This is a genomic window from Streptomyces echinoruber (genome assembly GCF_014651135.1).
GTDB classification, from domain to species: domain Bacteria; phylum Actinomycetota; class Actinomycetes; order Streptomycetales; family Streptomycetaceae; genus Streptomyces; species Streptomyces echinoruber.
Genome location: NZ_BMWH01000026.1, coordinates 1 through 11,750 on the forward strand (window position 1 = coordinate 1; position 11,750 = coordinate 11,750).

An 11,750-nucleotide genomic window follows, 5' to 3' on the forward strand; every position below is an offset into this window, starting at 1 on the left:
CTGCACCGACACCGGCGCGTCCCCGCCCACCGCCACCGGACCGACCATGATCTGCCGGCTCTTCCGGCGCGGTCCCACCGGCCGGGCCGGGACCTCGGGGACGCCCAGGGGGATGGCGCTCATGGCGTCACCCGCGATTCTGCGCGACGGTCTCGCGCATGGCCCGCAGCGACTCCTTCAGGGAGCCCATGGTGGCCAGCACGGCGGTGGGCTCGTAGCCGCAGTGCGCCATGCAGTTGGCGCAGCGCGGGTCCTTGCCGCGGCCGTACTTGTCCCAGTCGGTCTCCTCCACCAGCTCGCGGTAGGTGGGCACGTACCCGTCGCTCATCAGGTAGCAGGGGCGCTGCCAGCCGAAGAGCGAGTAGTTGGGGATGGCCCACGCGGTGCACGGGAAGTCGATCTTGCCCTCGAGGAAGTCGAGGAAGAGCGGGGAGTGGTTGAGCCGCCAGCGCCTGCGGTTGCCGCCGGAGAAGGCCTTCCGGAACAGCTCGCGGGTCTGCTCCACGCCCAGGAAGTGCTCCTGGTCGGGCGCCTTCTCGTAGGCGTAGGCGGGCGAGATCATCATCTCGTCCACCCGCAGCTCGTCGTTGAGGAAGTTGAGCACGTCGATGACGGTCTGCGGGGTGTCGGTGTTGAAGAAGGTGGAGTTGGTGGTCACCCGGAAGCCGCGCCGCTTGGCCTCCTTGATGGCCGCCACCGCCTCGTCGAACACGCCCTCCTTCGCCACCGACTCGTCGTGCCGCTCGCGCAGCCCGTCGATGTGCACGGCGAACGCGAAGTACGGCGACGGGGTGAACTTGTCCATCTTCTTGCGCAGCAGCACGGCGTTGGTGCACAGGAAGACGTACTTCTTCCGGGCCACCAGCTGGCGCACGATCTCGTCGATCTGGGGGTGCATCAGCGGCTCGCCGCCGGCGATCGACACCATCGGCGCACCGGACTCCAGTACCGCTCCCACGGCCTGCGCGACCGGCATGCGCTGCTTGAGCACCCCGGCCGGGTGCTGGATCTTGCCGCAGCCCTCGCACTTGAGGTTGCAGGCGAAGAGGGGTTCCAGCTCCACGATGAGCGGAAATTTCTCCCGCCCGCGCAGCTTCTGTTCGGCGAGGTAGGTAGCGATCTTGATGGACTGACGCAGCGGCATGGCCATCTGGCTCACCTCCGGGGGAGCGGCAAGGAACGGTGCCATTCATAAAAAGCGGGAAGTATGGAACGAAGGACGCGGAAAGCTGATATTCCACCGCGTACCGTGCCGATCCGGACGAGCTCGTGTTCCGGAGCGTCCACGACCACCCGGACGGCCGCAACCGGACGGGGGCCCGTGCGCACGGCGGCCAGCAGCGTCGCCGCCGACTCCATGTCGACCGCGAGCGCGCCGGTCGCGCGCAGCTCGGCGCGCTCCGGGCCGCGCACCACGTGGTCGGAGCCGGTGAGCGGCCCGGTGTGCACCCTGCGCCCGGGCAGGAGGCGCCCGAGCTCCTCGGCCAGCAGGCCGGTGCCCACGCACGGGACGCCGCCGCGCGGGTGCCGGGTCTCCTCGGCGACCACGAGGTCGCCGGGGTGCATGCCCGGGGCGAGCCCCGCGCAGAAGCCCGTGGCCAGCACGGCGGCCGAGGCGAGCGCCGGGTCGGCCAGGGCCCGGGTGACCGACTGCTCGGCCGCCCGGGGGCCCATGCCGGTGCGCAGCACGGTGACCGGCCCGCCCGCGCCGCCGCGCTCGCCGGCACGCAACGCCAGGTGCTCGATGCCGAGCGCGCAGGCGATCAGCAGCGGGGCCGGGGCGGGCGGGGCGGCCATCAACTCCCCTTGCCCCCGGCGAAGGGCTCTCCGTGCACGTACCGGCCGAGGGCGGTGAGCGGGAAGACCTGCCGGTAGAGGTGGTAGTTGATGGAGAAGTCCCAGGGGAAGCCGGTGCCGGTGAAGTACGGCTCGTCCCAGGAGCCGTCCTCCTTCTGGGTGTCGGCGAGCCACCGGATGCCGCGTTCGACGGCCTCGGAGTCCCGCTCCCCCGCCGCCAGCAGCGCCATCAGCGCCCACGCGGTCTGGGAGGCGGTGGAGGCGCCGCGGCCCCGCCATTCCTCGGCGTACTTGTAGGAGCGCAGGTCCTCGCCCCAGCCGCCGTCGTCGTTCTGCACGCTCTCCAGCCAGGCCACGGCACGGCGGATCGCCGGGTGCTCGGCGGGGATCCCGGCGGCGACGAGCGCGGGGACGACGGAACCGGTGCCGTAGATGTAGTTGACGCCCCAGCGGCCGAACCACGAGCCGTCCGGCTCCTGCTCGGCCAGCAGCCACTTCACGCCGCGCCGGGTGCGCGGGTCGTGGGCGAGGCCCTCGACGGCGAGCATCTCCACCACGTGGGCGGTGACATCGGCGGACGGCGGGTCGATCACCTCGCCGAAGTCGCAGAACGGCAGCTTGTTGGGGAGGGGGCTGGTGTTGTCGACGTCGAAGGCGCCCCAGGCGCCGTTCTTCGACTGCATGCCGAGGTTCCAGCGCACCCCGCGCTCGATCGCCCGGTCCACCCGCTCCGGGTCGTGGTGTGTGACCCGGCGCAGCGCGAGGACCACCTCGGCGGTGTCGTCGATGTCGGGGTAGTTGTCGTTGTGGAACTCGAACGCCCAGCCGCCCGGCGGGAGTCCGGGGCGGCGCACGGCCCAGTCGCCGGGGCGGACGACCTGCTCGCCCAGCATCCAGTCGGCGGCCTTGACCAGTTGCGGGTGGTCGGCGGGCAGTCCGGCGTCGACGAGCGCGATGGTGGCCAGGCAGGTGTCCCACACCGGGGACTGGCAGGCCTCGATCATGCGGGCGCCGTCCTCGCGCCACACGGCGAAGCGGTCCAGCGAGGCCAGGCCCTCGCGCATGACGGGGTGCTGCAGGTCGTAGCCCAGCAGGTACAGCGCGATGATCGAGTACACGGCCGGGGGCTGGATGCCGCCCCAGCAGCCGTCGTTCTCCTGCCGCTCGATGATCCAGCGGGCGGCGGTGTTCATCGCGGCCTTGCGCAGCCGCCTGGGGACGACCCTGCGCAGGGCGTGCAGGGCCTTGTCGAGCCGCTCGAAGGCGCCGTCCCAACTGGCCGCCGGCGCGAGGGGTTTGACGGGGTTGGGGTGGTCGGGGTCGACGTGCAGCTCGTCGAGGGGGAAGGGCGCCGGGCGCACCGGGCGCTTGGCCGAGACGATGGTCAGCGGCACGATGGTCTGCCGGGCCCAGCAGCCGAAGTCGTAGATGTTGAGGGGGAACCAGCGGGGCAGGTAGATGAGTTCCGGCGGGAGTTCGGGCAGGTCCTCCCACTTCCACCAGCCGAAGAGGGCGAGCCAGATGCGGGTGAAGACGCGGGAGGCGGCGACGCCGCCCTGCTCGCGGATCCAGGCGGAGGCCCTGCGCAGGTGCGGGGCGTCGGGCTCGTCGCCGGCCAGGCGCAGCGCGACGTAGGCCTCGATGGTGGTGGACAGGTCACCCGGGCCGCCGTAGAAGGTGGCCCAGGTGCCGTCCTCGCGCTGTTCGCCGCGGATGAAGCGGGCGGCCGCCTCGGCCGTCTTCTCGTCCAGGATGCCGAGGAACTGACGGAGCATCAGGTCCTCGGCGTCCATCGTGACGTTGGTCTCGAGGTCGCCCTTCCACCAGCCCTCGGCGTCCTGACGGGCCAGCAGGAAGTCGGTGGCGCGCTGTACGGCGCGCCGGGCGGCCTCTTCCACCCCGGCTGCCGCGGGGGTCGTGATGTCGGTGTCGGTGGCCGCGGCAGCGCGGGGCGGGAGGGCCGCTCCGGTGCTTCCGTCGGTCGTCGCTGTCATGGCTTCCCCTTCGTGCAGTCGTGCGAGTCGTGCTGCTGTGGGTCCGCCGTCGGCCGGTGCGTCGCCGGGCGCGGCACCGGCCGGCGACTACGCGAGGCGTGTCCGGCCGATAGGGATCATCTCTTCCGTACGACGACGAAGTCGGCGAGCGCCGCGAACCGGGCCCGCACCTGGTCCGGCATGTCCGCGGCGTCGAGGGCCTCGAGGGCGAGGGCGTGCTGGCGGCGCGCCTCCTCGGCGGTCCACTCCCGGCCGCCCGCCTCTTCGATGAGGGCGGCCCGGGCGGCGAACTCCTCCTCGGAGAAGTTCTCGAAGTCGCTGCTCTTGGCGTCGGCGGCGAGGAGTTCGGCGAGCCGCTCGGAGGCGGGGCCGCCCGCCGCGAGCGCGGCCACGACCGGCAGCGACTTCTTGCGCTGGCGCAGGTCGCTCCAGGTCTGCTTGCCGGTGGCCTCCGGGTCGCCCCAGATGCCGAGGAGGTCGTCGACGGCCTGGAAGGCCAGGCCGAGGTGGTAGCCGTACTTCTCCAGCGTGTCGGCGGTCGCCTCGTCCGCGCCGCCGAGCACGGCGCCGATGGAGCTGGCGCAGGCCAGCAGGGCGCCGGTCTTGTTGCCCTCCATCTCCAGGCACTCCGCGACGCTGACGCGCTCGCGGTGCTCGTAGGAGATGTCCTGCGCCTGGCCGTCGATCAGGGCGCGGGTGGCGGTGGTCAGACGGCGGGCGGCGCGGCCGGCCTCGACCGTGCCGAGCTCCAGCAGCACCTCGCCCGCCAGGGCGAACAGGGCGTCGCCGACGAGGATGGCCTGGGCGGGGCCGTGCACCTTCCAGACGGTGTCGCGGTGGCGGCGCTGCTCGTCGCCGTCCATCAGGTCGTCGTGCAGCAGCGAGAAGTTGTGCACGAGCTCGACGGCGACCGCGCCGGGCACGCCGACCTCGGGCGCGGCTCCGGTGACCTCGGCGGAGAGCACGGCGAGGGCGGGCCGTACGGCCTTGCCGCCGTCGCCGTCGGCGGGGTTGCCGTGGGCGTCGATCCAGCCGAAGTGGTAGGCGGCGACGGTGTCCATGGGGGCGGCCAGGCGGTCGACGGCCGCCCGCAGGACCGGCATGGCCAGGGTGCGGCCGCGCTCCAGGAGCGCGGTCACGTCCCCTGCGGTCTCTCGGGCGGCCGTCGAGGCCGGGGGCACAGTGGGCACAGTCTCTCCTCTTGTTGCGGTACCGAGGGTGCTCAGGTCCGTCCCCCGCCGGTCTCCGGTCGTGCGGCTCATGCGGCCTCCCCGAGGACGTCGCCGGGGAAGGCCGGGAGCCGGGCGCGGGAGTGGCCCAGGGCGCCGAGCGCGGCGCCCGCCGCGCCGACACCGCTGCGGACCGCGCTCTCCATGGTCGCGGGCCACCCGGTGGCGGTCCACGCCCCGGCCAGGTACAGGCCGGGTGCCTTGGTGCGGGCGCCGGGCCTGAGCCGCCCGACGCCGGGGGCGGGAGCGAACGTGGCGGTGCGCTCCCGGGTGACGAAGAAGTCCCTGACCCGGGCGCCGCGCGCGCGGGGCAGCAGTCGCTCGAGTTCGGGCAGGTAGCGGGCGCGCAGCTCGGCGACCGGCGTGTCGATCTCCTCGTGCGCGGCCGACTGCGACAGCGCGAGGTACTGGCCGCTCGTCAGGCCGGCGGCCTCGGTGCGGTCGAACACCCACTGCACCGGGGTGCCCAGCGCGGCGAAGAAGGGCACCCCGAGCACCTTGCGGTCGTAGACGACGTGCACGTTGAGGATGGGCGCGGTGCCGAGGGCGAGCAGCCGCTCGGGCTGTTCGAGCGCGCCGGGCGGGAGCAGGGTGTGCGCCTCGCGCTGGGGTACGGCGAGGACGACGGCGTCCGCCGTGATCCTCTCGCCGGGAACCTGAACGCTCCAACGGCCGTTGTCGTTCTGAGAGAGGGAGGTGACGCGTGTACGGACTCCGATGCGCACCCCGGCGGTCTCGAGCGCCCTGCGGGCCAGCCGGTCGTGCAGGTCGCCCAGCGGGACGCGCGCCCAGCCGATGTCGGCGGCGCCCGGGTCGGACAGCAGACCGGTCTTGAACACCATTGCGGCGAGCCCCAGGGAGGCGTCGCCCGCGACCGCGTTGAGGGTCGCCACGCCGACCAGGTCCCACAGGGCCTCGACGGCGCGCGCCGACTGGCCGTGCGCGGCCAGCCAGCTGCCGAAGTCCTGTGCGTCCAGTGCCGGATCGGCGGGGTCGAGCCCCTTCAGCGCGAGCGCGGCACGGCCGACCCGGGCGCGGTCGGCGAGCGAGAGGTGCGGGTAGGTGGCCAGGCTGCGCCCCAGGTGCAGCGGTACGGGCAGCGGGTCGCGCCGCAGCCTGCCCAGTCTGCGGCCCTCGGGCTTGGCGGCGTCGACGACGGGCACGTCGAGGCGGCTCTGCAGCGGGGCGAGCGCACTGGCCCCGATCCGCTCCAGGAACCAGCGGTAGGCGGTGCAGCAGCGCAGGTACACGTGCTGCCCGTTGTCGACGGTGAGCTCGCCGCGCCGGAAGGAGAACGCGAGCCCGCCCAGCCGCGGCCGCCCTTCGAGCAGGGTGACGCGCACCCCGGCGTCGGCGAGCGACAGCGCGGCGGAGATCCCGGCGAGCCCGCCGCCGACGACCACGGCGGTGCCGCCCCGCTCCTGCGTTGCGCCGGTCATCGTGCCTCCTCTCCCCCGCTGCCGGGACGCGCGCCGGACGCCCACCGGTCCACTGCCGTCAGGGACGCCGCAGCCCGGCGCGGGGTTGCCCACCGGCCGCCCGCGGCGCGGGAAGCGGCCGCGGCGCGGTGCCGTACGGCGCACCGGGCGGCGCGACGGGCCGGGCGGCCGGAAGCCGGCCCGCCGGCCCGGAGCACCTCGCCCGGGGCGGCGTCCGCGCAGGTCACGGGCGTCCCGGCAGTGCCGGGCCGCGCCGGCGCAGGACGCGGCGTGCGCGCCGCCGTCCGCCCGCCGGCCGGCGCAGCCGCCACCGGGGGCACCCGCACGGCCGCGCACCCGCAGGCCGGGCGCCCGGCCGTCCGGGACGGCTGCCGCGCCGCGCGGGCCGCTCCGTCGTTGCCGTCGCCGTGGTGCATCAGGCGCGCCTCCTGACCAGCTGGCGGGAGACGTGGCGGGTGTCCAGGCCGGACAGGCCGCGGACGGCGACGTAGGCCTTCTCGCGGCCGGGGAGGGAGACACGGCCGCGCAGCACGGCCTCGGGGTCGCGTTCGATGCGGTCGAGCAGACGGCGGTAGATGCCGGCCATGGCGGCCACGCACGCGCCGCTGCGCCGGTCGAGCAGGGGCAGCAGTCGGTAGCCCTCGGCGAACAGCGCGCGGGCCCGTCGCACTTCGAAGTGCACGAGGCCCGCGAAGTCGGAGCCCTCCGGTGGCAGCGGCCCCCGGAAGCCGGCCGAGCAGCCGAATTTCGCGAGGTCGTCGGCGGGCAGGTAGGTGCGGCCGCCCTCGGCGTCCTCGCGGACGTCTCTGAGGATGTTGGTCAGCTGCAGGGCGAGCCCGAGGGTGTCGGCGTACTCGGGGGCGCGCTCGGCGCCGCGCGCTCCCGGCTCGGTGCCGAACACGCCGAGCGACAGCCGCCCGATGGCACCGGCCACGCACCGGCAGTACACCTTCAGGTCGTCCCAGGTCTCGTAGGTCTCGCCGCGCACGTCCATCTGCACGCCGTCGATCAGCTCGTCCAGCGCGCCGAGCGGGATCGGGAAGGACCGGGCGGCGTGCGCGAGGGCGACCGCGACCGGATCGGTGTCGTCCTCCTCGACGGCCCCCTCGCGGATCCGGGCGAGCAGCGCCCGGGTCTCCTCCAGCCGTGCCACCTTGACATCGTTGGCCAGGGAGCCGTCGCCGATGTCGTCGACGCGTCGGGAGAAGGCGTACAGCGCGGACATGGCGCGCCGCTTGGGCGTGGGCAGCAGCCGGATGCCGTACGCGAAGTTGCGGGCCTGCTGCCCGGTGACGACCTCGCAATAGCGGTAGGCGGCGAGTACCGGTGCGGACACGTGTTGCTCGACCTCCACGGTCCGGATCACCCCTCTCCTCGCAGAGTCACGCCCACCTCACGCAGCAACTGGACCTTGCCGGGCTTGGGCGGGCCGGGAAGTACGTCGTAGTGCGCGGCGGCGATCGCGCGGATCGCCGCCCTTCCCCCCGCCACGAACCCTGCGAGCAGCAGCTTCAACCTGCCGTGGACGCTACCCACCAGGGGGGCGCCTTCATTCAGCAGCTCGCGGGCGCGTTGCGCTTCGTGGGCGATCAGGGCACGCACCGACGCGCCCGCGGTGGGCGCGGCGAGGTCCGCCTCCCGGACGTGAAAGCGTTTCATGTCCGCGGCGGGCAGGTAGATGCGGTCGCGGCCCAGGTCCTCCTTGACGTCCTGGAGGTGCTCGACGATCTGCAGGGCCGTGCAGATCGCGTCGGAGCGGCGGATCCGCTCGGGGGTGGAGGTGCCGGTGACGGCGAGGACGAGGCGGCCCACGGGGTTGGCCGACAGCTCGCAGTAGGCGAGCAGGTCGTCGTAGGTCTCGTAGCGGTGGACGAGCTGGTCCTGGCGGTTGGCGGCGATCAGGGCGAGGAACGGCCCGGGGGTCAGGCCGCGGCGCCGCACCGTCGGCTGGAGCCGGCGCAGCAGGGGGTGGCGCGGGGTGCCGCCGAAGACGCGGCGCAGGTCGGCCTCGAAGGCGTCCAGCAGCACCAGCCGGTCCTGTGCCTGCGCGGGCGACACGCCGAGGGCGCGCGCGTCGGCGCCGCCGGGGGCGAGGTCGCCGTCGCCGATGTCGTCGACCAGGCGGGCGAAGCCGTAGACCGCCATGAGGTCGGCGCGCCAGGGACGGGGAAGGAAGAACGGCGCCACGGGGAAGTTCTCACCCGTGGCCTTGTCGAGCGTGCCGCGCTCCAGGTCGCCGGCGTGCACCGCGGCCGGTCCCGTCACCGTGCGCTGCCCGGGGCTGGGACGGCACATGCTGCGCGGAGCCTGGGAGTTTCCGTAGCCATTGCCGTCACATCTCCCGTTCTACACCGACAACGCAATACACACTATTTCGGACACGCCGCCCGGCCGTGCGCGGCTGCCCCGGTGGAGGGTGTCGTGCAGTATCACCCGACTTGCCGTCATTCGCGACCGTCCCAGCTTACGTTGTACAGCGCAGCCAGCCTCGCCGGGGTGTCCTGCACATCACAACAACACACCGATTGACACCAAGATTCCTGACGTCCTGCGGAGTTGACGCTTCCTTTGCACAGCGGGCCCCGCCGACCCGGCCGGCGGGGCCCGCTGCGGCGAACGGCCTACTTGCCGGTGAACTTCTCGTACTCCTTGAGCACCTCGTCGGTGGGACCGTCCATGCGCAGCTCGCCGCGCTCCAGCCACAGCACCCGGTTGCAGGTGTCGCGGATCGACTTGTTGTTGTGGCTGACCAGGAACACCGTGCCGGCCTCCTTGCGCAGCTCCCGGATGCGGTCCTCGGACCGCTTCTGGAACTTGCGGTCGCCGGTGGCCAGCGCCTCGTCAATCATGAGCACGTCATGGTTCTTCGCGGCGGCGATGGAGAACCGCAGGCGGGCGGCCATGCCGGAGGAGTAGGTGCGCATCGGCAGGGAGATGAAGTCGCCCTTCTCGTTGATGCCGGAGAAGTCGACGATCTCCTGGTAGCGCTCCTTGATCTCCTCCCGGGACATGCCCATGGCCAAACCGCCGAGGATGACGTTGCGCTCGCCGGTCAGGTCGTTCATCAGGGCCGCGTTCACGCCGAGCAGCGAGGGCTGGCCGTCGGTGTAGACCCGGCCCTTCTCGGCGGGCAGCAGGCCGGCGATGGCCCGCAGCAGGGTGGACTTGCCCGAGCCGTTGGAGCCGATCAGGCCGATGGCCTCGCCGCGGTAGGCGACGAACGACACGCCGCGCACCGCGTGCACCCGGCGCACCCCCCGCTCGTCGGAGCCGCGGCGCAGGATGCGGCTGAGCGCGGCCGTGGCGCTGCCCCGGCCCGTCCGCGCGCCGTTGACGCGGTAGACGATGTGCAGGTCGTCGCAGATGACGGTGGGGATGCGCTCCTCCGGCCGGTCACCGTGCGGCTGCTGGGTCTGCGTCGGCTCAGCCACGGCCGTACCTCTCCTCCGCCTTCCAGAAGTACACGAAGCCGCCGGCGAAGGCGACGACGGCCCAGCCCAGGGCGATCGCCCACACGTGCGGCGGCAGGTTCTCGGAGCCGTAGCCGTCGATCAGCGCGAAGCGCATCAGGTCCATGTAGACGGCGGCGGGGTTGACCTGCAGCGCGCGCTGCAGCCACTCGGGGCGGCCGGCGAGCATGTGGTGGATGGAGAACATGACGCCGGAGGCGTACATCCAGGTGCGCAGCACGAACGGCATCAGCTGGGCGAGGTCGGGCGTCTGGGCGCCCATCCGCGCCACGACCAGCGCCAGACCGGTGTTGAACAGGAACTGCAGCACCAGTACCGGGACGATCAGCAGCCAGGACGGGCCGGGGTAGCTGCCGAAGCCGATCGCCACGGCGAACAGCACGATCATCGAGAACAGCAGCTGCTGGAGCTGCTGGAGCGCGAACGAGATGGGCAGGGAGGCGCGCGGGAAGTGCAGGGCCCGCACCAGGCCGAGGTTGCCGGAGATGGCCCGCACGCCCGCCATGACCGAGCTCTGCGTGAAGGTGAACACGAACACGCCCGTGACCAGGAACGGGATGTACACGTCGTGCGACATGCCGCGGCTGGCCCGCAGGATCACACCGAAGATGAAGTAGTACACGGCCGCGTTCAGCAGCGGGGTCGCCACCTGCCACAGCTGGCCGAGCTTGGCCTGGCTGTACTGGGCGGTCAGCTTCGCCTGGGAGAAGGCGAGGATGAAGTGCCGCCGTCCCCACAGCCGGCGGACGTACTCGGGCAGCGGGGGGCGGGCGCCGCTGACGGACAGCCCGTACTTGGCGGCGAGCTGCGCCGCCGTGAGGCGCTCGTCGGACGGCGGGGCCGCGCTCAGGGCGACGCCGCCGTCGTGCGTTGTCTCACTCACTGGTGGAAAAGCCTTCGTCCTCGGGATGCGCAGCCGGTGCGGGCCGGGCTCGCGGAGCTCGTCACGGCTCTCGGTAAGGAGAGCTTGTCAGATCACGGGGGGCCGGCCCAGCCGGGTCAGCCGCCACACCGTACGCCACCGCATGGGCCGGCGGGGACCGCAGGGGGTGGTCCAGCCCTCCTTGAACCCGCCGAACCAGGCCTTCAGGGCCGGTCCCGAGGGGCGGCGCAGCAGGGTGAGCAGCAGCCAGACACCGAGGTAGACGGGGACGAGGGGGGCGGGGAGGTTGCGGCGGGCGAGCCAGACCCGGTTGCGCGCGACCATGCGGTGGTAGACCGCGTGCCGCGAGGGCGAGGTCGCGGGGTGGTACAGCACCATGTCGGACCGGTAGTCGATCATCCAGCCCGCATCCAGGGCCCGCCATGCCAGGTCGGTTTCCTCGTGCGCGTAGAAGAATTCCTCCGGCAGCAGGCCGACCTCCTGGAAGACCTTGGTGCGCACGGCGTTGGCGCCGCCGAGGAAGGTGGTGACCCGCGAGGAGCGCATCGGGTCGGAGGCGCGCAGCCGGGGGACGTGGCGGCGCTGGGTGGTGCCCGTCTCGGGGTCGGCGATGCGGAAGGAGACGATGCCGAGCTCGGGGTCCTCGGCGAAGGCCCGGCGGCACAGCTCGGCGGTGTCCTGGCGGGCGAGCAGGCCGTCGTCGTCCAGGAACATCAGGATGTCGACGTCGCGTCCGCCGGGGCCGAAGGCCTCGATGCCGACGTTGCGGCCGCCGGGGATGCCCAGGTTCTCCGGCAGCTCGACGGTGCGCACCCCCTCGGGGACCTCGGGGACCGGCGAGCCGTTGCCGACGACGACCACCTGCACCGGGTCGCCGTCCTGCTTGGCGACGGAGTCGAGGAGGGCGCGCAGCTCCTCGGGGCGGTTGCCCATGGTGA

General features: G+C 73.0%; 10 protein-coding genes and 1 pseudogene. All 11 read right to left on the bottom strand.

The features are described from left to right. A pseudogene (locus IE225_RS25305) lies at nt 1–123 on the bottom strand (flavodoxin-dependent (E)-4-hydroxy-3-methylbut-2-enyl-diphosphate synthase); the annotation flags it as partial. Nucleotides 124–127: 4 nt separating this feature from the next. Further along, complete coding sequence (gene hpnH / locus IE225_RS25310) at nt 128–1,150, bottom strand: adenosyl-hopene transferase HpnH (RefSeq protein ID WP_190059920.1); 1,023 nt, start codon at nt 1,148–1,150, stop codon at nt 128–130. A gap of 5 nt (nt 1,151–1,155) precedes the next feature. Next, nucleotides 1,156–1,797, bottom strand: coding sequence for a 5'-methylthioadenosine/S-adenosylhomocysteine nucleosidase family protein (locus tag IE225_RS25315; RefSeq protein ID WP_190059921.1), 642 nt, complete (start codon nt 1,795–1,797; stop codon nt 1,156–1,158). Continuing rightward, the gene (gene shc / locus IE225_RS25320; RefSeq protein WP_190059922.1) at nt 1,797–3,791 is read right to left on the bottom strand and encodes a squalene--hopene cyclase; all 1,995 of its coding nucleotides are present in this window, start codon (nt 3,789–3,791) and stop codon (nt 1,797–1,799) included. The genes IE225_RS25315 and shc overlap by 1 nt, the downstream gene beginning before the upstream one ends. A gap of 116 nt (nt 3,792–3,907) precedes the next feature. Next, on the bottom strand, nt 3,908–5,053 hold the full coding sequence (locus IE225_RS25325; protein ID WP_190059923.1) for a polyprenyl synthetase family protein: 1,146 nt from the start codon (nt 5,051–5,053) through the stop codon (nt 3,908–3,910). Next, entirely contained in the window at nt 5,050–6,459 is a 1,410-nt protein-coding gene (gene hpnE / locus IE225_RS25330) for a hydroxysqualene dehydroxylase HpnE (RefSeq protein WP_190059924.1), read from the bottom strand. Before hpnE ends, IE225_RS25325 begins: the two co-directional genes overlap by 4 nt. Before the next feature lie 415 nt (nt 6,460–6,874). Beyond that, nucleotides 6,875–7,825 carry a presqualene diphosphate synthase HpnD gene (gene hpnD / locus IE225_RS25335; protein ID WP_190059925.1) on the bottom strand — a complete coding sequence of 317 codons (951 nt, stop codon included), beginning with the start codon at nt 7,823–7,825 and terminating at the stop codon, nt 6,875–6,877. Beyond that, nucleotides 7,822–8,754 (bottom strand): squalene synthase HpnC, encoded by a 933-nt coding sequence (gene hpnC / locus IE225_RS25340; RefSeq protein WP_373303273.1) that lies wholly within the window; start codon nt 8,752–8,754, stop codon nt 7,822–7,824. The genes hpnD and hpnC overlap by 4 nt, the downstream gene beginning before the upstream one ends. Before the next feature lie 326 nt (nt 8,755–9,080). Continuing rightward, nucleotides 9,081–9,890 (bottom strand): ABC transporter ATP-binding protein, encoded by an 810-nt coding sequence (locus tag IE225_RS25345; protein WP_190059926.1) that lies wholly within the window; start codon nt 9,888–9,890, stop codon nt 9,081–9,083. Beyond that, the gene (locus tag IE225_RS25350) at nt 9,883–10,812 is read right to left on the bottom strand and encodes an ABC transporter permease (protein WP_190059927.1); all 930 of its coding nucleotides are present in this window, start codon (nt 10,810–10,812) and stop codon (nt 9,883–9,885) included. Before IE225_RS25350 ends, IE225_RS25345 begins: the two co-directional genes overlap by 8 nt. A gap of 87 nt (nt 10,813–10,899) precedes the next feature. Further along, nucleotides 10,900–11,745, bottom strand: coding sequence for a glycosyltransferase family 2 protein (locus tag IE225_RS25355; protein WP_190060002.1), 846 nt, complete (start codon nt 11,743–11,745; stop codon nt 10,900–10,902). Nucleotides 11,746–11,750 lie beyond the last annotated feature (5 nt).